The following is a 21,171-nucleotide window of genomic DNA, read 5'->3' as shown; positions in this document are numbered from 1 at the left end:
GGAGTTTGCCCCAAAGGAGGGCAGCGTATCTATGCTTGCGACAAGCTCGGTGGCAATTTTTCATCCTGCACTGCCCGCCCTCGATCAGACGGGTTATTCTGGCACAGCTTGTACAGGATTACTTTTTTGTACAGGTTCGGGAACTTGTCATTGCGCGTTATTTACTGATGCAAGAGACAAGCACTTTTTTCCGCTGCCGTCCTTTTTTTCCATTTTTTCGAGAGCCTTGCCATGTCCCCCACCGATTCCACCATCCTGGTCGTCGAAGACGATGCCATCGTCCGCATGCTGATTGTCGATGTGCTGGAAGAGCTGGAATTCAAGGTGCTGGAAGCCGCGGGCAGCGAAGAGGCCCTGGCCCTATTGCAGGACAGCGCGCTGCGGATCGACCTGATGATGACCGACGTCGGCCTGCCCGGCATGGACGGCAAGGAACTGGCGGCCAGCGCCCGCGCCTTGCGCCCGGAGCTGCCGGTGCTGTTCGCCAGCGGCTACGCGGAAAACATCGAGGTGCCCGCCGGCATGGCGGTGATCGGCAAGCCCTTCTCCATCGACCAGTTGCGCGACAAGGTCCGCGCCATCCTCGGCTGAACCCTCGGTAACCCGCGCCGACCCACCGAGCGCCTCGGCCATGGGCGCCAGGGCGGCCGCGCCAGCGCCCTGCTGTGGTTTAATGGCGCCCCCCGCAGACACCCCCGCGCTTTTCAGGAATGCCCACTCATGAGTCCGACCGCCGCCACCAAAGTCCTGGTCATTGGTTACGTCTGGCCCGAACCCCGCTCATCGGCGGCCAGCGGGCACTTGATGCAGATCCTCCAGGTCCTCCTCCGGCAAGGCTGGGACATCACCTTCAGCAGCCCGGCCAACCCCGGCGAGCACACGGAAGACCTGAGCGCCCTGGGCATCCGCGAGTGCCCGATCGAACTGAACAACAGCAGCTTCGACCGTTTCATCGCCGAACTGGCGCCGGATATCGTGCTGTTCGACCAGTTCATGATGGAGGAACAGTTCGGCTGGCGCGTCGAGCAACAGTGCCCCGGCGCGCTGCGCGTGCTCGAGACCTCCGATCTGCAGAGCCTGCGCCACGCCCGCCATCAGCGCCTCAAGGAGCGCCTCAAGGCCAGCGACGACAACGATGACTTCAGCGCCCTGTTCGCCCCCGCCGCCGCGCAGGAGTTCGCCGCCATGGCCGACACCGACCAGGCCCGGCGCGAGATCGCTGCGCTGTACCGCTGCGACCTGAGCCTGATGATCTCCGAGTTCGAGATCGAGCTGCTGGTCGGGCAATTCGGTTTGCCGCCGGCCTTGCTGCACTGGTGCCCGCTGATGCCCGAGCAAATGCCGCACAGCTATGTGCCCTTCGCCGAACGGGCGCACTTCCTGAGCATCGGCAACTTCCGCCACGCGCCGAACTGGGACGCGGTGCTGTGGATGAAGAACGCCGTGTGGCCGCTGATCCGCCAGCAGCTGCCGGGCGCACAGCTGCATATCTATGGCGCCTACACCCCGCCCAAGGCCGCGGCCCTGCACAACCCGGCCCAGGGTTTCCAGGTGATGAACTGGGCCGAGGATGCGTTAGAAGTCATGTCCGCCGCGCGGATCTGCCTGGCGCCGCTGCGCTTCGGCGCGGGCATCAAGGGCAAGCTGCTGGACGCCATGCTCTGTGGCACGCCGAGCGTCACCACCCCGGTCGGCGCCGAAGCCATGCACGGCGACGCGCCCTGGCCGGGAGCGGTGGCCGAGTCGGCCAGCGCCATCGCCGCGGCGGCGGTGCGCCTGTACCAGGACCAGGCGCTGTGGAGCGCGGCCCAGGAACAGGGGCGCCAACTGTTGCTTGCGCGCTATCGGCAGCAGGTCCACGGCCCGGCCCTGATCGAGCGCCTGCAGCACTGCCGGGCGAACCTGGCGCAATTGCGCCGCGACAACTTCACCGGCGGCATGCTGCGTCACCATCACCACAAGAGCACCCAGTACATGGCGCAGTGGATCGAAGCGAAAAACCGCCTGGCCTGAGAGACGTCCGCCGATCCCCGGACACCCGGCCCTGTAGCCGCTGCCGCAGGCTGCGATCGACCCCGAAGGGGGCGCCGCTCTTGAGGGCCCTGAAGGTCCTGCGGACCTTGTCGCAGGCTGCGCCAGCGGCTACAGGTGTAACGGCCGGCACTGGTGCTGAGGGTTTGAAGGAGGCATGATCGGACGCAACAACGATAAAAAGCACAGCGCCATGAGCCGATCAGCAAGAGTCACCGACCCTTCCTACGAATTGATGGACGACCACAACGGCCTGTCGATCATCTATCGCCAGCACGGCTTCCCCTGCCCCCTGGTGCGCTGGCATTTCCACAAGGAATACGAACTGCACCTGATCGTCGCCAGCTCCGGCAAGGTGTTCATCGGCGACTACATCGGCAACTTCTACCCCGAATCGCTGTTCCTCACCGGCCCCAACCTGCCCCACAACTGGATCAGCCAGGTGGCCGAGGACGAAGTGGTGGCCAAGCGCGACATGCTGGTGAACTTCACCGACGAGCTGTTCGAAAGCGGCTATCAAGTCTTCGCCGAACTCAAGAGCCTGGCGCCGCTGCTGGAGCGCGCGCAGTACGGCATCGAGTTTCGCTGCAAGCGCACCATCGCCCAGGCCATGGACCTGATGCAGCGCATCGCCGATTCCAGCGGCATCACCCGCCTCGGGCACTTCTTCATCCTGCTGGAACTGCTGGCCACCTGTGACGATTACCAGTTGCTGTCCGGCGCCACCACGGTGCAGCTGGCGGACGAGCACAACGTCGACCGCACCAACCGCGCGGTGGACTACATCTTCGCCCACTACGCCCGCGAACTGCCGCTGGAGGAAGTCGCCGACTACCTGGGCATGAAACCCACCTACTTCTCCCGGGTGTTCAAGCAGGCCACCGGCCGCTGCTTCGTCGAGTTCGTCAATCGCCTGCGCATCAGCAAATCCTGCGAACTGCTGGCCGACGGCGACAAGCCGGTGACCGACGTGTGCTTCGAGTCCGGCTTCAACAACATCTCCAACTTCAACCGGCGCTTCCAGCAACTCAAGGGCATGACCCCTTCCCACTACCGGCGCCTGGCCGTGCAGCGCCTGACCGAACAGAACCTCGCCTGACCTCCCCGCGCCCTATAAGAGCGAGCTTGCTCGCGATCAATCCGGTTAGCACCGCGGGCATCTGATCTGGCGCTATCGCGAGCAAGCTCGCTCCTGCAAAAAGCCTCCCCCAAAGACCAGAGGCCGACCTGGTAAACGCGCCCTGTTCAGCTGCCGTTCAGCAAATGGCAATCATAGCCATTTGTGAATACGTATCATTATGTTACAACTTAGCTCCCTATCTATCTCCCCGCCGGTGCTGAATGCTCGTTCCATTTCTGATCATGCTGCGCGAAGGGATCGAAGCCGCGCTCATCGTTGGCATCATCGCCAGTTACCTGCAACAGACCGGACGCGGCCAGTGGATGCCGGCGGTGTGGATCGGCGTGTTTCTCGCCGCGGCCCTGGCCCTGCTGGTGGGCGGTGGCCTGGAGCTGATGAGCGCCGAGTTTCCGCAAAAGCAGCAGGAACTCTTCGAAGGCATCGTCGGCCTGGTGGCCGTGGGCATCCTCAGCTCCATGGTGTTCTGGATGCGCAAGGTCGCGCGTTCGCTCAAGCATTCCCTGCAAGCCTCGCTGGACCAGGCGCTGACCGGTTCCCGGCACCAGGTCACGGCGCTGATCGCCATGGTGTTCTTCGCCGTGGCCCGCGAAGGCCTGGAAACCGTGTTCTTCCTCCTCGCGGTGTTCCAGCAGAGCCAGGGCCCCGCCGCGCCCATCGGCGCCCTGCTCGGCCTGGTACTGGCGATCGTCGTCGGCTGGCTGATCTACAGCGGCAGCATGCGCCTGAACCTCAGCGCGTTCTTCCGCTGGACCGGCCTGTTCATCCTGCTGGTGGCCGCCGGCATCCTCGCCAACTCGGTGCAGGCCCTGCATGAAGCCGGGGTCTGGAACCACCTGCAGGGCGTGCTATTCGACTTCAGCGCCAGCCTGCCGATGGACGGCCCGCTGGGCTCGGTGCTGGCCGGCATGTTCGGTTACCAGGACGCGCCGACCGTCAGCACCCTGGGCGCCTATCTGATCTACCTGCTGGTGACCCTGGTGCTGTTCTTCCTGCCCGGCGCGGCACCCGCCGCCAGCCCATCGTCTTCCGTTTCCAGCCAGTAAGGCCTTTCCATGACCCAGCAAGCCTCCCCACAGCCCCCGACACCGAGCGCCCTGCGCTGGGCGCTCGCGGGCTCCGTGATGGTGATGATCGCCGCCGGCGGGCTGTTCTATTACGCCTCGCAGCTGGCCGCCAGCAAGCGCCAGGCGCATAAGGACGAAATCACCGTGACCATCCACCCCCACAGTTGCGAGCCGAACGCCCTGAGCGTGCCGGCCGGGCCAGCGAGCTTTCGTATCGTCAACCGCTCGGACCGCGCCGTGGAGTGGGAAATCCTCGACGGCGTGCTGGTGGTCGAAGAGCGGGAAAACATCGCGCCGGGCCTGAGCCAGGTGATCAACGCCAGGCTGCAGCCCGGCGACTACGCCATCACCTGCGGCCTGCTGAGCAACCCGCGCGGCACCCTGCATGTGACCCCGACCGCCGAGTCCGACGCCCAGGCCAAGTCTCGGCCGTCGATGGTCGCCTTTATCGGCCCGCTGTCGGAGTTCCGGGTCTACTTGAGCCGCCAAAGCAGCGCCCTGATCAAGGCCGTAAGCGAGCTGGAGCACGCCATCCAGGCCGGCGACCTGGCCCAGGCCCAGGCCTTGTACCTGCCGGCGCGCGCGGCCTACCAGCGTCTTGCCCCGGCCGCCCAGCGCCTGGGCGAGCTGGACAACCGCATCAACGCCCGCGCCGACTACTTCGAAAAACGCGAGCAGGACCCCGCTTTCGTCGGTTTCCACCGCCTCGAATACGCGCTGTTCCAGCAACGCGACCTGAGCGGCCTGGCGCTGATCGCCCAGCGCCTGCTCAGCGATGTCGCCAGCCTCAAGCAACAACTGCTGGCCCAGTCGCTGCCACCGGAGCAACTGGTCAGCCTGGTCGCGCGCAGCCAGCGCAGCATCGCCGAGGTGCGCGCCAGCAGCGGCGAGGAAGAACGCTACAGCCACAGCGACCTCAACGGCTTTGCCGCCAACCTGGAGACCACCCGCAAGGTCGTCGATCTGCTGAGGCCCTTGCTGGCCAAGCCCGCCGCCCCGCTGCTGGCACAGATCGACGGTGCCCTCGGCGCCCTCGACAGCCAGTACAGCGCCTTGCGCAGCACCGAGGGCTACGCCTCCTACGACAGTGTCGGCGCCGATCAGCGCAAGCGGATCGCCGACCAGGCCAAGGTTCTGGCCGATGCACTCGATGGAATCGATCCCGCCCTTGGCCTCTCCGGCCTGTAAGCAGAAGACGCCCTCCCGATGAACGATTCAGACGCTTCCAATCCAGATTTCTCCGCCCAACGCCGTCGCGTGCTGCTGGGCATGGGCGCCGCCGGTGTGGCTTTGGCCGGCAGCAGCCTGAGCTGCCCGGCGCTAGCAGCCCAGACCGAGAAAGCCGCCGCCCAGGTCACGCAAGCACCGAGCAGCGACCAGACCCAGGACCGCCACGACTTCCATGGCCAGCATCAAAGCGGCATCGTCACCCCGCGCCCGGCGGCCGGCATGCTGGTGGCGTTCGACGTGCTGGCCAGCGACCGCGAAGACCTGGAGCGACTGCTGCGCACCCTCGACCAGCGCATCCGCTTCCTGATGACCGGCGGCCCGGTCCCCCAGGTCGACCCGAAACTGCCGCCGCTGGACTCGGGCATCCTCGGCCCGGTGGTGACCCCGGACAACCTGACCATCACCGTCTCGGTGGGCGCCTCGCTGTTCGACGAGCGCTTCGGCCTGGCCGCGGCCAAACCCAAGCGCCTGATACGCATGGTCGGCTTCCCCAACGATGCGCTGGAGCCCGACTGCTGCCACGGCGACCTGAGCCTGCAGTTCTGCGCCAACACCGCCGACACCAATATCCACGCCCTGCGCGACATCGTGAAAAACCTCCCGGACCTGCTGCTGGTGCGCTGGAAGCAGGAAGGCAGCGTGCCGCCCCAGGCCCCGGCGCGTCCTGGCGAGCCGGCGCAGAGCGCGCGCAACTTCCTGGGTTTTCGCGACGGCTCGGCCAACCCCGACTCCAACGACCGCAAGGCCATGGAGCGGATCGTCTGGGTCCAGCCAGGCAGCGACGAACCGGCCTGGGCCGCCCACGGCAGCTATCAGGCGGTGCGCATCATCCGCAACTTCGTCGAACGCTGGGACCGCACACCCTTGCAGGAACAGCAAAGCATCATCGGCCGGGTCAAGGCCTCGGGCGCGCCCATGGACGGCCAGCAGGAACAGCAGGTGCCGGATTACCGCAAGGACCCGCACGGTCAGCTGACCAAGCTCGACGCCCACATCCGCCTGGCCAACCCGCGTACCGCCGAAACCCAGCGCAACCTGATCCTGCGCCGGCCGTTCAACTACTCCAACGGCGTGAACAAGAACGGCCAACTGGACATGGGCCTGCTGTTCATCTGCTACCAGGCCGACCTGGAGCAAGGCTTCATCGCGGTACAGACCCGCCTCAACGGCGAGCCCCTGGAGGAATACCTCAAGCCGGTGGGCGGCGGTTATTTCTTCACACTGCCCGGCGTCAGCGGCGAGCAGGACTTCCTCGGCCGCACGCTGCTCGAGGCCACCCAAGCGAAAACCCGTGCCTGACCACCCTCCATCCCCCCACGGAAACGTCCCATGAAAAAGTCGCCCCTCGCTGTGTTGCTGACCCTTGGCCTGCTGCATGTTCCGCTGTCGGCGGTTGCCGCCACCTCGCCGCTGGAGCTGGTGGGGCCGATTTCCGACTACAAGATCTACGTCACCGAGCAGCTCGACGAGCTGGCGAGCCACACCCAGGCCTTTACCGACGCGGTGAAGAAAGGTGATTTGGCTACGGCTAAAAAACTCTACGCACCGACCCGGGTGTACTACGAGTCGATCGAGCCGATCGCCGAACTGTTCAGCGACCTCGACGCGGCCATCGACTCGCGGGTCGACGACCACGAACAAGGCGTCGAGGCCGAGGACTTCACTGGCTTCCACCGCATCGAGTATTCGTTGTTCGCCCAGAACTCCACCCAGGGCCTGGACGCCCTGGCCGACCGCCTGAACAAGGACGTCAAGGACCTGCAGGCCCGCGTCGCCGGCCTGACCTTCCCACCGGAAAAAGTCGTCGGTGGCGCCGCCGCCCTGCTGGAGGAAGTGGCCGCGACCAAGGTCTCCGGCGAGGAAGACCGCTACAGCCATACCGACCTCTACGACTTCCAGGGCAACATCGACGGGGCGAAGAAAATCGTCGACCTGTTCCGTGCGCAGATCGAGCAGCAGGACCCGGCCTTCGTCGCCAAGGTCGACAAGAACTTCGCCACGGTGAACAAGATCCTGGCCAAGTACAAAACCGCCGACGGCGGCTTCGAGACCTACGACAAGGTCAAGGACAACGACCGCAAGGCGCTAGTGGGCCCGGTCAACACCCTGGCCGAAGACCTCTCGACCCTGCGCGGCAAGCTGGGGCTGGACTGAGTCGCGGGTATCCGCCCGATCTTGCGTAGGCGCGAAGCTTGCCCGCGATAAACCCGCCAGGACAACGCGGTGAAATTTGACGACCGCCGCTGCGCGGCGATCGCGAGCAAGCTTCGCGCCTACAGGCAAGCGTCCGGCCAGCGTGCCGATGACTCGCCCCGTCACCCGCCCTGCCGGGTTACCATCACCTGCGCCAATAACCTTGGGCGCGGGCGCGTTTTGTCTATAACCTCCCGCGCACTCCCGACTTTCATGGAAGACCCTGCATGTCCACTGCCACGGCCCAACCGCCGCAGACCGCCGCGCCGTTCAAACTGTTGCCGCTGATGCTCGCCTACATGGCCTGCACCATGTCGATGATGGCCTTCGTCTCGTTGATCGGCCCGATCGTGCGCGTGCTCGGCCTGGCCACCTGGCAGGCCGGCGCGGCGGTGACCGTGTCCGGGGTGATCTGGATGCTCCTGGCGCGCCCCTGGGGCCAGGCCAGCGACCGCTTCGGGCGCCGTCGGGTGTTGCTGCTCGGCACGGCCGGCTTCACCCTCGCCTACTGGGCGCTGTGCCTGTTCATCGATGTTTCGCTGCACCTGTTGCCGGGCATGTGGCTGGCCTTTATCGGCCTGATGCTCGGGCGCGGCCTGATCGGGGTGTTCTACGCGGCCATCCCGGTGGGCGGCTTTGCCCTGATCGCCGACAACGTCGAACCCGAGCATCGGGCTCGCGCCATGGCCACCCTGGGCGCCGCCAACGCCGTCGGCCTGGTGCTGGGGCCGGCCGTGGCCGCGCTGCTGGCCCGGGTCAGCCTGAGCCTGCCGCTGTACGCCATGGCCGTGCTGCCGCTGGCGGCGTTCCTGGTGCTGCTGTACAAGCTGCCGCGCCAGGAACTGCACCTCAAGCAGGCGCCACGCTCGGTACGCCTGAGCGACCCACGGCTGCGCCGGCCGATGGCGGTGGCCTTCGTCGCCATGCTCTGTGTGTCCATCGCGCAGATCACCGTGAGCTTCTACGCCCTCGACCGCCTGGGCCTGGACAGCGCCGACGCCGCCCAGGCCGCCGGCATCGCCCTGGCCATGGTCGGCGTGGCGCTGATCTGCTCGCAACTGGTGGTGCGCAAACTCGAATGGCCGCCGCTGCGGATGATCCGCGCCGGCGCGCTGCTGGCCGCCAGCGGTTTTGCCGGCTGCATGCTGGTGGAGAGCGCCTGGGGGCTGTGGCTGGGGTTCTTCGTCTCGGCGGCGGGCATGGGTGCGATCTTCCCGTCCTTCTCCGCCCTGGCGGCCAACGCCGTGGACGCCTCCGAACAAGGCGCCACCGCCGGCTCCATCGGCGCGGCCCAGGGGTTTGGCGTGGTCATCGGCCCCCTGGCCGGCTCGCTGATCTACGCCCTCGAACCGCGCCTGCCCTACCTGATTGCCACGCTGTTGCTGCTGTTGGTGGCGGTCTGGCCAGCAGCGAAAAGCCCCAGCTGATCCGACCGCCGATACCCCTGTAGCCGCTGCCGCAGGCTGCGTACGTCCCGAAGGGGCGCAGCGATCCCTAGACCGATGAAGGCCCTGCGGGCCTTGTCGCAGCCTCGCGGGCTCGGCAACGGCTACAGGATCGGGGCCTGGCTTCCTGTAGCCGCTGCCGCAGGCTGCGTACGTCCCGAAGGGGCGCGGCGATCTCAAGACCGATGAAGGCCCTGCGGGCCTTGTCGCAGCCTCGCGGGCTCGGCAGCGGCTACAGGCGGGACCTGGCTTCGTGTAGCCGCTGCCGCAGGCTGCGTACGTCGAAGGGGCGCGGCGATCTCAAGACCGATGAAGGCCCTGCGGGCCCTATCGCAGCCTCGCGGGCTCGGCAACGGCTACAGGATCGGGGCTTGGCTTCCTGTAGCCGCTGCCGCAGGCTGCGATAAGCCCCGCAGGGGCTTCAGGGCCAGCAAGAACGACCCCATCGTGGATCGTTCGCCGCGGACCTCAGAGGATGCGGTAGAGCAACCGCTCGATCCGCACCCGGCTGACCCGACGCAGGAACTTGCCGACGGCCGCCGGGTAGTCCACCAGGGTTTCCAGGCGCTGGAAGTGCTCGATGCGCCGGGTGTGGCGGAAGATCGTTTCCAGTTCCTGGCGCCGCGGTTCCAGCAACTCGCCCTTGGGGTCGTCGAGCAGCAAGGCGTTTTCCAGGTCGAGGCGGAAAGCCCGCGGGTTGAGGTTGTTGCCGGTGAGCAAGGTGTAGCGCTGGTCCACCCACATGCCCTTGAGGTGATAGGTGTTGTCGCCATCGCGCCACAGGTGCAGGTTCAGGCGACCGCTGTCGATGGCCTTCTGATGCCGCTTGGCGAAGCGCCGCAGGCTGATCTCGTAGAGGTACGGCAGCGCGGCGATGACCTTGAACGGCTCGCTCGGCGGAATGTAGAAGTCGTTGGCGGTCTTGTCGCCGACGATGATGTCGATCTTCACCCCGCGCGCCAGGGCGCGGTTGATTTCCCGGGTCACCGCCAGCGGCAGGTTGAAGTACGGCGTGCAGATGGTCAGCTGTTGCTGGGCGCTGGCGATCAGTTCGCAGATGACCCGGCTCAGCGGGTTGTTCTTGCCCACCCCGAGCAGCGGGCTGACCGACAACTGGTCCTTGAGTACCCCGCCGGCACTGGTGTCGTAGGCCGCATGCTTGAGGCGGCTGCGCAGGTCGCCGATGTCGTTGCGCAGGCTGCGGGTGGTCGGCAGGTTCGGCAGGTCCAGGCGATGCACCGCCCGCGACGCCACCAGGCCATGCTGGACCAGGTGCTGCATGGAGTCGGCCAGGTCGCGGTTGTGCAGCAGGTGGTAGCGGTCGAAGCGGTATTTGTCGAACTTGTGCAGGTACACGTTGTTCAGGCTGGCGCCGCTGTAGATCACGCAATCGTCGATCACGAACCCTTTCAGGTGCAGCACGCCGAACAGCTCGCGGGTCTGCACCGGCACGCCGTACACCGGCACCTCGCTTTCGTGGGTGCGGGTCATTTCCTGGTACCAGGCCGAGTTGCCCGGCTGCTTGCCGGCGCCGATCAGCCCGCGCTGGGCGCGCAGCCAGTCGACCACGACCACCACATCCAGCTCCGGACGCGCGGCCTTGGCGGCGTGCAAGGCATCGAGAATTTCCTGGCCGGCCTCGTCCTGTTGCAGGTACAGCGCGACGATATAGATGCGCCGGGTGGCCTGGGCGATCTTCTCCAGCAGGCAACGGCGGAATTCGGCGGCGCCATTGAGGATGGACAGGTCATCGGCAGCCAGCGGGAAGCTGCGCAATTTGGGCAGCAGGGAACGTTTGAAAAGCGACGGCATAGGGCTCGCAGAAGGTCGAATCCAAAAGAGCGCAAGAGCTTACACCAAGGTGCCGGCCCGGGTCTTGCGGGGCGCTGTGAAGATTTGTCGCCTGCCCTCTCGCGCCTGCCGCGCAAGCGCGGGTGACGGGATGGGCCGCGACAATGAATCCATCGATTTAAAATAACTTATTGACCAAGGAGAACGATCGTTCTACTGTACGCCACATGAACGAAATCACTAGCAACGACACACGCGACATCATTCTGGATGTCACCGAAAAGTTGATCTATAAAAGTGGCATCGCCGCCACGGGCATGGATCTTCTGGTGAAGACCGCCGGCGTCTCCAGAAAGAGCATCTACCGCTACTTCACCACCAAGGACGAACTGGTGGTGGCCGCCCTGCAACGCCGCGACCTGCGCTGGATGCACTGGTTTCGCAGCGAAGTGGACAAGGCCCCGACCGCGGCCGCGCGCCTGCTCAACCTGTTCACGGTGCTGGGCGGCTGGTTTGCCTCGGAGGACTTTCGCGGCTGCGCCTTCATCAATACCAGCGGCGAGACCGGCGACCCGCAGGACCCGGTGCGGGTGGTGGCCAGGGCGCACAAACAGAAACTGTTCGACTACGTGTTCGAGCTCTGCAAGGAACACGCCTCGGAAAAACCCGGCACCGAAGATCCGCAGGAGCAAGCCAGACAGCTGCTGATCCTGATCGACGGTGCCATTACCGTTGCACTTGTGATGGGTGATCGCAGTGCCGCCGATAATGCGCAATGCATGGCGCGAAAGTTATTGGACCTGTAATCGTTTAAAACAAGTTCGACACTGCTGAACCTCAACTTTTATTGGAGACTTTAAATGTCATCTAACGCTGAAGTTCGTCCGCCACTTCCCCCTTTCACCCGCGAGTCGGCCATTGAAAAGGTCCGCCTGGCCGAAGATGGTTGGAACTCCCGCGACCCGCAGCGGGTGTCCCTGGCCTACACCCTGGACACCCAGTGGCGTAACCGCGCCGAGTTCGCCCACAACCGCGAAGAAGCCAAGGGCTTTTTGACCCGCAAATGGGCCAAGGAACTGGACTATCGCCTGATCAAGGAACTCTGGGCCTTTACCGACAACCGCATCGCCGTGCGCTATGCCTACGAATGGCACGACGACTCGGGCAACTGGTTCCGTTCCTACGGCAACGAGAACTGGGAATTCGACGAGCACGGCCTGATGTCCAACCGCTACGCCTGCATCAACGACATGCCGATCAAGGAAAGCGAGCGCAAGTTCCACTGGCCGCTGGGCCGGCGCCCGGATGACCATCCGGGGCTGTCCGACCTGGGCCTGTAATCCCTTGTAGGAGCGAGCTTGCTCGCGATGCCGGCACCGCGGTCTGTCCGACGGACCGCTATCGCGAGCACGCTGCGCTCCTGCAATGATCTCTCTCAAGCCGCGGCATCCTCGCGCTTCAGCGCCGCCTTGGCTTCCAGCTCGCGCACCAGTGGCAACACACGCTTGCCGAAGTACTCCACCTCTTCCTGGAAATGCAGGAACCCCGCCAGCACCAGGTCCACGCCCACCGCCTTCAAGGCGACGATGCGCTCGGCGATCTGCTGCGGCGTGCCGATCAGGTTGGTCTTGAACCCGTCGTTGTACTGCACCAGGTCCTCGAAAGTGGACTTGGCCCAGTTGCCCTCGCCTTCCGGCGAGGCCTTGCCCGCCTGTTTCGCCGCGTCGCCAAAGGCGTTCACCGCTTCCGGATCGGCCTGGTCGATGATCTCGGCCAGCACCGCGCGTGCTTCCTCCTCGGTGTCGCGGGCAATCACGAAGGCATTGACCCCAACCTTCACCGAATGCTTGTTCGCCGCGGCCTTGGCACGGATGTCGTCAACCTGGGCCTTGATGCCTTCCGGCGTGTTGCCGTTGGTGAAATACCAGTCGGAGACGCGTGCCGCCATGTCCCGCGCGGCGCGGGAACTGCCGCCCTGGAACACTTCCGGCTGACCCAGCGGCTTGGGCTTGAGGCTGTAGTTGTCGAAGCGATAGAAGTCGCCACGAAAAGTGAAGTTGTCCTGGCTCCAGATGCCCTTGAGGGAACGGATGAACTCTTCGGAACGCCGATAACGCTCGTCGTGCTCCAGCCAGTGTTCGCCGATGGCCTGGAACTCGCCCTTGAACCAGCCGCTGACGATGTTCACCGCGATCCGGCCATTAGTCAGCTGGTCGATGGTCGCCAGCTGCTTGGCCGCCAGCGCCGGCTGCCAGGGGCCGGGCAGGATCGCCGCGATCACCTTGAGCTTCTCCGTGGCGGCCAGCAGCGCATGGCTGAACGCCACGGACTCATGCTGGAACTCGGCGCCGTAACCGGCGGTGAAACGGATCTGGGTCAGGGCGTACTCGAAACCGGCGGCCTCGGCCAACTGCGCCAGCTTGCGGTTGTAGTCGATACCCCAGTGGGTGCGCTGCTCGATCTTGCTGACCACCAGCCCGCCGCTGACGTTCGGTACCCAGTAGGCAAATTTGACGGCTTGCTGACTCATTGGCTTGTCCTCGCGACTGAAGTGTTCGAATAACAGTGTCCGGGGAACAGAGCAGCAACCGTGCCAGCCGGAAAACTCCGGAGCCGCGCGCGCCCTGTAGCCGCTGCCGCAGGCTGCGCAAAGGCCCGAAGGGCCTTCCTGCGTCGGCACAGGCAGCGTCTGCTGCGCAGCCGATCGCCGCCTGCGGCAGCGGCTACAGGTAGACCGTCGAACCCTGCGTGAACAGGTCGATTTGTTGATGCGCTGTTGGCTGGGCAACAGTTGCCGACCAGCCACCCTGCGCCCGGCCCGCTGATTACGGCCACCCGCCTCCCGGCACGGACCGTGCAATCCCGTCCGTAGAAACCACGTTTTCACTGCCGAGCCAATTTATTGCCGAGAAGGAGCTGTGCCCATGACCGAACACCAGGTAATCAATCCATTGTCCGTAGGCGTCGACTACGAAGCCCTGGCCGGGCGCTTCCGCCCGATCTTCAAGCGGATCGCCGCCGGCGCGGTGGAGCGCGAGCAATCGCGCAGCCTGCCGTACGAGGCGATCGGGTGGCTCAAGGAAGCCGGTTTTGGCGCGGTGCGGGTGCCGGTGGAATACGGTGGCGGCGGCGCCTCCCTGCCGCAGTTGTTCCAGCTGCTGATCGAACTGGCCGAGGCCGACTCCAACGTGCCGCAAGCCTTGCGCGGGCATTTCGCCTTTGCCGAGGACCGCCTCAACGCTGCCCCGGGCCCGGCACGGGACCTGTGGTTCAAGCGTTTCGTCGAGGGCGACATTGTTGGCTGCGCCTGGACCGAGATCGGTAGCGTGGCCATTGGCGAGGTGATCACCCAGGTCTCGCCGGCCGGCGACAAGTGGCGGCTCAACGGCGAGAAGTTCTACAGCACCGGGAGCATTTTCTCCGACTGGATCGATGTCTACGCCCGGCGCAGCGACACCGGTGGCGACGTGATCGCCGCGGTGCGCACCCGCCAGCCGGGCATCGTGCAGAGCGACGACTGGGACGGCTTCGGCCAGCGCACCACGGGCAGCGGCACCTCGCGCTTTGTCGATGCCGAGGTGGAAGCGGAAAACCTTATCGACTTCGCCACCCGCTTCAAATACCAGACCGCCTTCTACCAGTTGGTGCTGCTGGCGACACTGGCGGGCGTGGGCCGCGCCGCGGTGCGCGATGTGGCTCACGAGGTGCGCACCCGCAAGCGCATCTACAGCCACGGCAACGCGCCCCGGGTCAGCGAGGATGCCCAGGTGCAGCAGGTGGTCGGAGAAATCTCGGCCCTGGTGTACGCCGCCGAGGCCAGCGCGGTGCGCGCGGCGGAACCGGCGCAGCAGGCCTACCTGGCACGTTTTTCCGGTAACGACGAGGCGGAGCGGGCAGCCAATGTCGCGGCGGAAATCCAGTCGGCCACGGCCCAGGTGGTGGTCACCGAGCTGATCCAGCGCGCCACCAGCGAACTGTTCAATGCCCTGGGCGCTTCGGATATCCGCCAGGGCAAGGCCCTCGATCGTCACTGGCGCAACGCCCGTACCCTGTCGTCGCACAACCCGGTGATCTACAAGGCGCGCATCGTCGGCGATTGGCTGATCAATGGCAGCGAACCGCCGTTCGTGTGGCAGATCGGCAACGGGCCGGAGCGCAAACAAGCCTGAGGGGCTGGGAAGACTGAGGGATCTTTCGCGGGCAAGCTCGCGCCTACAGGAGTCAGGCCATTCTGTAGGCGCGAGCTTGCTCGCGATAAGGCTCTGGCACGGTCGCAGGCATCCGAGGTTATGGGTAAGATACCGACCTTTCGCGCAGCTCTTCTGCGCCCCGCCGAAATAAGTCGATCCCATGCCTTTCGAACTCAGCGTAGATTTGACCACCCTCGCCATTCTGGCCCTCGTTGCCTTCATTGCCGGCTTTATCGATGCCATTGCCGGCGGCGGCGGCCTGCTCACCACCCCGGCGCTGCTTACCGCCGGCCTGCCGCCGCACCTGGTGCTGGGCACCAACAAGCTCAGTTCGACCTTTGGTTCGGCCACCGCCAGCTTCACCTTCTACCGGCGCAAGCTGTTCCACCCGCGGCAATGGACCCACGCCATCGTCGGCACCCTGGTGGGCGCGTTGACCGGCGCGGTGGTGGCCCATTACCTGCCGGCCGAGTGGCTGAACAAGATGCTGCCGGTGATCGTCTTCGCCTGTGGCGTGTACCTGCTGTTCGGCGGCACGCCGAAAGCGCCGCTGGACAGCGAGGCGCCGATCAAGAAAAAGTGGCAATCGACCCAGGGCTTCAGCCTCGGCTTCTACGACGGCGTGGCCGGCCCCGGCACGGGCGCCTTCTGGACCGTCAGCAGCCTGCTGCTCTACCCCATCGACCTGGTCAAGGCCAGCGGCGTGGCGCGCAGCATGAACTTCGTCAGCAACGCGGCGGCGCTGTCGATCTTCATCTTCTCCGGCCAGGTGGATTGGGCCATCGGCCTGAGCATGGGCCTGTCGCTGATGGTCGGCGCCTTCTTCGGCGCCCGTACCGCGATCAGCGGCGGCGCGAAATTCATTCGCCCGGTGTTCATCACCGTGGTCCTGGGCCTGACCGTGCGCCTGGCCTGGCAGCACTGGTTCAGCGCCGTCTGACCCACTGAAACGACAGCGGGCGAACCCAATGGATTCGCCCGCGCCGTTTTTCCAGCTCCTTCCAGCTTGCTTCCAGCCGGGGCTCAACCGGGCAATACAGGCTCCGCCAAGCCCAGGCGCCGCGCCACATACAGATCGATCAGGTAACGGGCAATCGAGCGTGACGCCGGCAGCGGCGGCAACGCATGCACGTTGAACCACTGCGCATCCTCGATCTCGTCTTCCTGCGGCACGATCTCGCCGCCGGCGTACTCGGCATGAAAACCCAGCATCATCGAATGCGGGAACGGCCAGCACTGGCTGCCGATGTACTGGATATTCTTGACCTCGATCTGCACCTCTTCGCGCACCTCGCGCACCAGGCAGTCCTCGGCCGACTCGCCCGGCTCGGCGAACCCGGCCAGGGTGCTGTAGACCCCGGGGACGAAACGCGGCGACCGCGCCAGCAACACCTCGTCGCCGCGAGTGATCAGCACGATCATGCTCGGCGAAATCCGCGGGTAGCTGCGCAGGTCGCAGGGCTCGCAGTACATCGCCCGCTCGCGCATCACCTGGGTCATGGGCTGGCCGCAGTTGCCGCAGAAGCGGTGCTCGCGGGCCCAGGTGCCGATCTGCGCGGCATACCCCAGGACCTTGTACAGGGTGTGATCGCCGTCGAGCATGAACGCCCGCAGGCCTTTCCAATTGCACCCCGGCACCTCGGAAACGCTCTTGAGCTCCAGCAGGTACACCGGCTCGCCATCCAGGTGGCCGATGCCGTGCTCGGCGAGGATCGGCAGGTCCTGGCGCTTGAGCCATTCGCGGGGGAACAGCGCGCCGTTGTCGTCGAACAGAAAACCCTGCGGGCCCCGGGCCACGGCCCAGCCGCCGGGAAGGTCGATATCCAGTACTGCGGTGGTCCAGCGTGAAGTCATGTTCAATCAGTCCAGAAATTCAGGTTTCTGTTTGCTCATATGGGCGGCCATGGCCACGCGCAGGTCGGTGGATTGCAGCATGGCGGCGTTCCAGGTAGCGATGTATTCCAGGCCGTCGTCGATGCGATGGTCGCGCATGTAGCCGATCATTTCCTTGGTACCGCTGACGGCGATCGGCGACTTGCTGGCGATTTCCCGGGCAATGCCCATCACGCCGTCGAGCAGGCTTTCGCTGTCGGCGTAGGTGCGATTGACCAGGCCGATGCTGCGCGCCTCCTCGGCGCCGAAGGTGCGCCCAGTGTAAGCCAGTTCGCGCAGCATGCCGTCACCGATGATACGCGGCAAACGTTGCAACGTGCCGACATCGGCGGCCATGCCGATATCGATTTCCTTGATCGAGAATTGCGCGTCCGCGGCGGCGTAGCGCATGTCGCAGGCGGCGATCAGGTCGATGGCGCCGCCCAGGCAGTAACCCTGGATCGCCGCCAGCACCGGCTTGCGGCAGTTGTCGACGGCATTGAAGGATGCCTGCAGTTGCAGGATCTTGCGTCGCAACAGGCGCGCGTTGCGCCCGACGTCCTTGCCCAGTTCGTTGGCCACGCCGGCCAGCATCATCAGGTCGATGCCCGAGGAAAAGTGTTTGCCGGCGCCGCTCAGCACCACCACGCGGACCGCGTCGGTGTCGTCGATCCAGCGGAAGATCTCGATGATCTCGCTCCAGAACGCGGCATTCATCGAGTTGATCTTTTCCGGCCGGTTGATCTGCACATGGGCGATGTTGTCAGCAAGTTCGACGCGAAAGGCTTGATATTCGGACATGGCAGCATTCCTTACCGGGCAAAAAAATGAGGCCCGAACTATAGCAAGGGCCCATGCCGTGCAGTAAGGCAGCGCATCGGCCAAAACCGGGACTGCTCTCTCCTGCAAAAGCAATCAGGGGATTTTGTGGGCCCAGAACGCCGCGGTTTCGTAAGGCACGCTGACCACGCATTTATCCCGCAGCTCCGGCTCTTCGGCGATCAAGGCGGCGATCTGCCGGTCGACCTCCGCCCTCTGCGCATCCGGCAAGGCCGCAATAAAGCTGGTGGAGCGCACCCGATCGAAAATCACGTTCTGCGGCGCGCCGCTGTGGCTGTTGCGAAAGTGCTGCTCCTGCAAAGGCGTGAAACTCGGATGGGGAAAGGCCTGGCGCCAGGCCCCGGTGTAATAGCGCGGCGTGTCGCCTTGCAGGGCGTTGACGATCCGGTCCAGGCGCTGCACCCACGGCACCCGCGCATCGCGCAGGTTCCACACCAGGCCCAGGCGGTCGCCCGGCTTGAGCACCCGGGCGATTTCGCTCAACGCCTCATGGCTGGCGAACCAGTGAAAGGCCTGGGCGCAGACCACGGCGTCCACCGATTCGTCGGCCAGCGCAATAGCAGTGGCGGTGCCGCCCAGGGCTTCGGCCTGGGGATAGCGGGCGGCGAGCCTGGCGCGCATCTGCGCCACCGGCTCCACGGCGATCACCCGCGCCCCGGTGGCCAGCAGGCGCCCGGTGAACTTGCCGGTGCCGGCGCCGAGATCGACCGCCACCTGCCCGGCCTGCAAGCCCAGGCAGGTGCGCAGCCACTGATCCAGCGCCGGCGGGTAGTCCGGGCGGCCACGCACGTAGGTGTCGGCCGCGCCCTTGTAGCCGTCGGCGGCAGCGTGATGGATCGCAGGTTGCGGGTCTTTCATCGGTCGGCTCCAGATCATTGCCCAGTGCTGCCCAGCATAGCCCCGCCCAGGCGACTGACGGCATGAAAAATCGGTCAGTCTGGGCGGCGCGGCCAGGGCGATGGACCTTTAACGGAGGGACCGCTATCCCCATGGAGACCGCGCGATGAACATCCCTGCCCTCGTCTTCGGCGCCCCGTTGCTGCTCGCCGGCGGCCTGCTGACGACCTTGCTGGCGGTCGCCGCTAACTGCCCGGACGGCCAGGGCTGGGACAGCAAGAACCAGCGCTGCGTCAGCCAGCGCACCACCCGGCTACCGGACGCCGCCCGCACCGACCAGGCCTGTGGCCTGCTCCCCCATGACCGCTACGAAGAAGCCATCGCCGCTGGCGGCAAGACCCGAGGTCAGTCGCTTCCCACGCCCTGACCGATGGAACGGCGCCATGGAACGGGCGCGCTATGCTCTGGAAGAATGGACTCATTGCTCAACCCAGGGAGCTTGCACATGCCTACTGCCAAAACCGCCAGCAGCCGTCGCTCACGCAAGGCGCTGCTGGTCATCGACGTACAGAACGACTTCATCCCCGGTGGCGCGCTGGCCGTGCCCGGAGGCGAGCAGATCGTGCCCTTGATCAATCACCTGGGCGGCCACTTCAAGCAGGTGGTGATCGCCCAGGACTGGCACCCGGCCGGGCATATCTCGTTCGCCTCCAGCCACGACGGCCACGCGCCGAACGACATCATCCAACTGCCCTATGGTCCGCAGGTGCTCTGGCCGGACCATTGCGTGCAGGCCAGCCGTGGTGCCGAACTGCACCCCAAGCTCAACCTGCCCCACGCCCAGTTGATCCTGCGCAAGGGCTGCAATCCGGATATCGACAGTTACTCGGCCTTCGTCGAGGCGGACCGCAGCACCACGACCGGCCTGGCCGGCTACCTGAGCCAGCGCGGCATCGACACGGTGTATCTGGTGGGGCTGGCCCTGGACTACTGCGTGGCCTGGTCGGCGCTGGATGCGCGGGCGGCGGGGTTCAATACCTTCGTGATCGTCGATGCCTGCCGGGCCATCGACATGGACGGCTCGCTGGACAAGGCCACCCGGCAGATGCGCGCGGCGGGGGTGAACCTGATCAAGGCCAGCGAACTGCAGCCGACCGCCTTGTGCTGATGCAACACCTTCCCTAAACGCCGGTTTGCCGGCCATTCCCCGTCGCCGGGGGGGCCCGGCAAGGCTCAGGCCGGTGTCGGCAGCCACAGGCGGAAACGCGCGCCGCCCAGCGGTGAGGCTTCGACGGTCAGGGTCCCGCCCTGGGCTTCCAGGGCCCGGCGGCTGATGGCCAGGCCGAGGCCGAAGCCGCCGGTGGCGCGATCGCGGCTGCGGTCCAGGCGGTAAAAGGGTTCGAACACCCGCTCGCGCTCGTCGTCGGGAATGCCGATGCCATCGTCGTCGACCCAGATTTCACAGCCGCGCTCGCTGACGTGCACCCCGACCTGGATACGCTTTTCGCAATAGCGCGTGGCGTTGCGCAGCAGGTTCTGGATCGCCCGGGCGGTCAGCCGCGGGTCGAGGCTGAAGCGTTCCAGGCTGCCGTGCAGCAGCACATCGATGACGATGTCCGGGGACTCCAGTTCGTCGTCGACGCTGCCGAGGATGCTGTCGATAAACTCGTCCAGCGACACCTCGACCTGTTCCGGCAACTGCGCCGGGTTCTGCAAGCGGCTGTAGGACAGCAGCTCGAGCACCAGTTCGTCCAGCTCGCGAATATGCGCCACCAACCCTTGCAGGCGTTCGCGGCTGGTCGCCGGCAGGTCGTCGGAGAGCGCCAGTGCCAGGCCGAAGTCGAGCCGGGTCAAGGGCGTGCGCAACTCGTGGGACACCGCGTTGAGCAGGTCGCGTTGCTGGTTCAGCAGGTTCTCGATGTCGCCGGCCATGGTGTCGAAGACATTGGCCAGGCTGCCGATATTGGAGCTCGAGGGAATCTGCGTGCGCTCGCTCAAATGGCCCTTGCCGAAGCGCTCGGCGGCGTGCTTCAGACGCTCCAGGTCACGCCAGTGCGGCCGCAGCCAGAGCAACAGGCAGGCGAGCATGGTCGCGCCGATCAGCACGTTGATGCTCCAGTACAGCAGGCTGACGTCGATCGGGTCCGGCGGCACCACCATCTGCACCGCCATCTGCTCGTCCAGCGGCGCCACCGCGAGGGTGCGCCAGCCCCAGTCGCCGACCCGCACCACGTTCTCGCCGCGCTGCAGGCGTTCGCGCTCGTACAGGGTGAAATCGGCATCGTCGTTGCGGGTCAGGACAATGTGCAGCGGCTGGAACTCCTGGTCCATTTCCGCGGCCAGGGCCGGCCACTGCTCTGAGGGCAGGCCGCGAAACTGTTTGACGATCAGGGTCTGCAGGCCCCGGGAATAATCCAGGTTGTAAGTGACAAAACGCTCGTGGAAGACCTTCACCACCAGCTCCGGTACCAGGTAGATCGCCGCGCTGAACGAGACGATGGTCACCAGGTACAGGCGAATCAGGATTCTCAGCATCG

The 21,171-nt window shown here is 65.6% G+C and carries 20 protein-coding genes; 14 read left to right on the top strand and 6 right to left on the bottom strand.

All coding sequences use genetic code 11. The features are described 5' to 3' along the window. Nucleotides 1-231 precede the first annotated feature (231 nt). The 8 genes from CRO75_RS22235 (at nucleotide 232) to CRO75_RS22200 (ending at nucleotide 9,086) form a co-directional block, all read left to right on the top strand. Entirely contained in the window at nucleotides 232-591 is a 360-nt protein-coding gene (locus CRO75_RS22235; protein WP_009044147.1) for a response regulator, read from the top strand. A gap of 129 nt (nucleotides 592-720) precedes the next feature. Next, nucleotides 721-2,013 (top strand): glycosyltransferase, encoded by a 1,293-nt coding sequence (locus CRO75_RS22230; protein ID WP_097138206.1) that lies wholly within the window; start codon nucleotides 721-723, stop codon nucleotides 2,011-2,013. Between the two features lie 211 nt (nucleotides 2,014-2,224). Continuing rightward, nucleotides 2,225-3,130, top strand: a complete 906-nt coding sequence (locus CRO75_RS22225) for an AraC family transcriptional regulator (protein WP_097138296.1) — start codon at nucleotides 2,225-2,227, stop codon at nucleotides 3,128-3,130. Between the two features lie 242 nt (nucleotides 3,131-3,372). Beyond that, nucleotides 3,373-4,215: an iron uptake transporter permease EfeU gene (efeU, locus tag CRO75_RS22220; RefSeq protein ID WP_097138204.1), complete on the top strand. Its 843-nt coding sequence runs from the start codon at nucleotides 3,373-3,375 to the stop codon at nucleotides 4,213-4,215. Nucleotides 4,216-4,224: 9 nt separating this feature from the next. Beyond that, on the top strand, nucleotides 4,225-5,424 hold the full coding sequence (efeO, locus tag CRO75_RS22215) for an iron uptake system protein EfeO (protein WP_097138203.1): 1,200 nt from the start codon (nucleotides 4,225-4,227) through the stop codon (nucleotides 5,422-5,424). Nucleotides 5,425-5,442: 18 nt separating this feature from the next. Next, nucleotides 5,443-6,765: an iron uptake transporter deferrochelatase/peroxidase subunit gene (gene efeB / locus CRO75_RS22210; protein WP_097138201.1), complete on the top strand. Its 1,323-nt coding sequence runs from the start codon at nucleotides 5,443-5,445 to the stop codon at nucleotides 6,763-6,765. A 30-nt stretch (nucleotides 6,766-6,795) separates the two neighbouring features. Beyond that, on the top strand, nucleotides 6,796-7,620 hold the full coding sequence (gene efeO / locus CRO75_RS22205; RefSeq protein WP_009044153.1) for an iron uptake system protein EfeO: 825 nt from the start codon (nucleotides 6,796-6,798) through the stop codon (nucleotides 7,618-7,620). A gap of 266 nt (nucleotides 7,621-7,886) precedes the next feature. Further along, nucleotides 7,887-9,086 (top strand): MFS transporter, encoded by a 1,200-nt coding sequence (locus tag CRO75_RS22200; RefSeq protein ID WP_097138199.1) that lies wholly within the window; start codon nucleotides 7,887-7,889, stop codon nucleotides 9,084-9,086. 486 nt (nucleotides 9,087-9,572) lie between these two features. On the opposite strand, the gene pssA is transcribed toward CRO75_RS22200, so the two are convergent. Beyond that, the gene (gene pssA, locus CRO75_RS22195; RefSeq protein ID WP_097138197.1) at nucleotides 9,573-10,916 is read right to left on the bottom strand and encodes a CDP-diacylglycerol--serine O-phosphatidyltransferase; all 1,344 of its coding nucleotides are present in this window, start codon (nucleotides 10,914-10,916) and stop codon (nucleotides 9,573-9,575) included. A 206-nt stretch (nucleotides 10,917-11,122) separates the two neighbouring features. Between pssA and CRO75_RS22190 the strand changes: the two genes are divergently transcribed. Both CRO75_RS22190 and CRO75_RS22185 read left to right on the top strand, forming a co-directional pair. Further along, nucleotides 11,123-11,701 carry a TetR/AcrR family transcriptional regulator gene (locus CRO75_RS22190; protein ID WP_009044156.1) on the top strand — a complete coding sequence of 193 codons (579 nt, stop codon included), beginning with the start codon at nucleotides 11,123-11,125 and terminating at the stop codon, nucleotides 11,699-11,701. A gap of 54 nt (nucleotides 11,702-11,755) precedes the next feature. Beyond that, the gene (locus CRO75_RS22185; protein ID WP_007932923.1) at nucleotides 11,756-12,235 is read left to right on the top strand and encodes a nuclear transport factor 2 family protein; all 480 of its coding nucleotides are present in this window, start codon (nucleotides 11,756-11,758) and stop codon (nucleotides 12,233-12,235) included. A 95-nt stretch (nucleotides 12,236-12,330) separates the two neighbouring features. Here the strand turns inward: CRO75_RS22185 and sfnG are convergent, their stop codons facing one another. Then, entirely contained in the window at nucleotides 12,331-13,425 is a 1,095-nt protein-coding gene (gene sfnG / locus CRO75_RS22180; protein ID WP_097138195.1) for a dimethylsulfone monooxygenase SfnG, read from the bottom strand. A 394-nt stretch (nucleotides 13,426-13,819) separates the two neighbouring features. Between sfnG and CRO75_RS22175 the strand changes: the two genes are divergently transcribed. Together CRO75_RS22175 and CRO75_RS22170 are read left to right on the top strand one after the other, a co-directional pair. Next, the gene (locus CRO75_RS22175; RefSeq protein ID WP_097138193.1) at nucleotides 13,820-15,064 is read left to right on the top strand and encodes an acyl-CoA dehydrogenase family protein; all 1,245 of its coding nucleotides are present in this window, start codon (nucleotides 13,820-13,822) and stop codon (nucleotides 15,062-15,064) included. 181 nt (nucleotides 15,065-15,245) lie between these two features. Further along, nucleotides 15,246-16,025, top strand: a complete 780-nt coding sequence (locus CRO75_RS22170; RefSeq protein ID WP_009044159.1) for a TSUP family transporter — start codon at nucleotides 15,246-15,248, stop codon at nucleotides 16,023-16,025. Between the two features lie 83 nt (nucleotides 16,026-16,108). Here CRO75_RS22170 and nudC read toward each other — a convergent pair whose 3' ends face one another. From nudC to CRO75_RS22155, 3 genes are all read right to left on the bottom strand, one after another. Further along, nucleotides 16,109-16,939 (bottom strand): NAD(+) diphosphatase, encoded by an 831-nt coding sequence (nudC, locus tag CRO75_RS22165; RefSeq protein ID WP_009049279.1) that lies wholly within the window; start codon nucleotides 16,937-16,939, stop codon nucleotides 16,109-16,111. 6 nt (nucleotides 16,940-16,945) lie between these two features. Beyond that, complete coding sequence (locus tag CRO75_RS22160) at nucleotides 16,946-17,758, bottom strand: crotonase/enoyl-CoA hydratase family protein (RefSeq protein WP_097138191.1); 813 nt, start codon at nucleotides 17,756-17,758, stop codon at nucleotides 16,946-16,948. Nucleotides 17,759-17,872: 114 nt separating this feature from the next. After that, nucleotides 17,873-18,655, bottom strand: a complete 783-nt coding sequence (locus CRO75_RS22155; RefSeq protein ID WP_097138189.1) for a class I SAM-dependent methyltransferase — start codon at nucleotides 18,653-18,655, stop codon at nucleotides 17,873-17,875. A gap of 145 nt (nucleotides 18,656-18,800) precedes the next feature. Here CRO75_RS22155 and CRO75_RS22150 point away from each other — a divergent pair, with 145 nt between their 5' ends. Both CRO75_RS22150 and pncA read left to right on the top strand, forming a co-directional pair. Beyond that, a complete protein-coding gene (locus tag CRO75_RS22150; protein WP_097138187.1) occupies nucleotides 18,801-19,061 on the top strand; it encodes a hypothetical protein in 261 nt (86 codons plus the stop codon). A gap of 78 nt (nucleotides 19,062-19,139) precedes the next feature. Continuing rightward, on the top strand, nucleotides 19,140-19,802 hold the full coding sequence (gene pncA, locus CRO75_RS22145; protein ID WP_097138185.1) for a bifunctional nicotinamidase/pyrazinamidase: 663 nt from the start codon (nucleotides 19,140-19,142) through the stop codon (nucleotides 19,800-19,802). A gap of 65 nt (nucleotides 19,803-19,867) precedes the next feature. On the opposite strand, the gene CRO75_RS22140 is transcribed toward pncA, so the two are convergent. Further along, nucleotides 19,868-21,169 (bottom strand): ATP-binding protein, encoded by a 1,302-nt coding sequence (locus tag CRO75_RS22140; RefSeq protein ID WP_009044165.1) that lies wholly within the window; start codon nucleotides 21,167-21,169, stop codon nucleotides 19,868-19,870. Nucleotides 21,170-21,171 lie beyond the last annotated feature (2 nt).

This window comes from Pseudomonas sp. LAMO17WK12:I10, assembly GCF_900215185.1.
In the GTDB taxonomy this organism is placed as follows: domain Bacteria; phylum Pseudomonadota; class Gammaproteobacteria; order Pseudomonadales; family Pseudomonadaceae; genus Aquipseudomonas; species Aquipseudomonas chlororaphis.
Note: the sequence above shows the minus strand (reverse complement) of the source record. Positions and strands in the feature narration are given on the sequence as shown.

Excerpts from the sequence above, each read along its gene's own strand:
- CRO75_RS22230 (WP_097138206.1), top strand. The coding sequence starts at position 721 with ATGAGTCCGACCGCCGCCACCAAAGTCCTGGTCATTGGTTACGTCTGG.
- efeO (WP_009044153.1), top strand. The coding sequence starts at position 6,796 with ATGAAAAAGTCGCCCCTCGCTGTGTTGCTGACCCTTGGCCTGCTGCAT.
- efeB (WP_097138201.1), top strand. The coding sequence starts at position 5,443 with ATGAACGATTCAGACGCTTCCAATCCAGATTTCTCCGCCCAACGCCGT.
- CRO75_RS22160 (WP_097138191.1), bottom strand. The coding sequence starts at position 17,758 with ATGTCCGAATATCAAGCCTTTCGCGTCGAACTTGCTGACAACATCGCC.
- CRO75_RS22140 (WP_009044165.1), bottom strand. The coding sequence starts at position 21,169 with ATGCTGAGAATCCTGATTCGCCTGTACCTGGTGACCATCGTCTCGTTC.
- CRO75_RS22185 (WP_007932923.1), top strand. The coding sequence starts at position 11,756 with ATGTCATCTAACGCTGAAGTTCGTCCGCCACTTCCCCCTTTCACCCGC.
- efeO (WP_097138203.1), top strand. The coding sequence starts at position 4,225 with ATGACCCAGCAAGCCTCCCCACAGCCCCCGACACCGAGCGCCCTGCGC.
- efeU (WP_097138204.1), top strand. The coding sequence starts at position 3,373 with ATGCTCGTTCCATTTCTGATCATGCTGCGCGAAGGGATCGAAGCCGCG.
- pncA (WP_097138185.1), top strand. The coding sequence starts at position 19,140 with ATGCCTACTGCCAAAACCGCCAGCAGCCGTCGCTCACGCAAGGCGCTG.
- CRO75_RS22225 (WP_097138296.1), top strand. The coding sequence starts at position 2,225 with ATGAGCCGATCAGCAAGAGTCACCGACCCTTCCTACGAATTGATGGAC.
- sfnG (WP_097138195.1), bottom strand. The coding sequence starts at position 13,425 with ATGAGTCAGCAAGCCGTCAAATTTGCCTACTGGGTACCGAACGTCAGC.
- CRO75_RS22150 (WP_097138187.1), top strand. The coding sequence starts at position 18,801 with ATGAACATCCCTGCCCTCGTCTTCGGCGCCCCGTTGCTGCTCGCCGGC.
- CRO75_RS22170 (WP_009044159.1), top strand. The coding sequence starts at position 15,246 with ATGCCTTTCGAACTCAGCGTAGATTTGACCACCCTCGCCATTCTGGCC.
- nudC (WP_009049279.1), bottom strand. The coding sequence starts at position 16,939 with ATGACTTCACGCTGGACCACCGCAGTACTGGATATCGACCTTCCCGGC.
- CRO75_RS22190 (WP_009044156.1), top strand. The coding sequence starts at position 11,123 with ATGAACGAAATCACTAGCAACGACACACGCGACATCATTCTGGATGTC.
- CRO75_RS22175 (WP_097138193.1), top strand. The coding sequence starts at position 13,820 with ATGACCGAACACCAGGTAATCAATCCATTGTCCGTAGGCGTCGACTAC.
- pssA (WP_097138197.1), bottom strand. The coding sequence starts at position 10,916 with ATGCCGTCGCTTTTCAAACGTTCCCTGCTGCCCAAATTGCGCAGCTTC.
- CRO75_RS22200 (WP_097138199.1), top strand. The coding sequence starts at position 7,887 with ATGTCCACTGCCACGGCCCAACCGCCGCAGACCGCCGCGCCGTTCAAA.
- CRO75_RS22235 (WP_009044147.1), top strand. The coding sequence starts at position 232 with ATGTCCCCCACCGATTCCACCATCCTGGTCGTCGAAGACGATGCCATC.
- CRO75_RS22155 (WP_097138189.1), bottom strand. The coding sequence starts at position 18,655 with ATGAAAGACCCGCAACCTGCGATCCATCACGCTGCCGCCGACGGCTAC.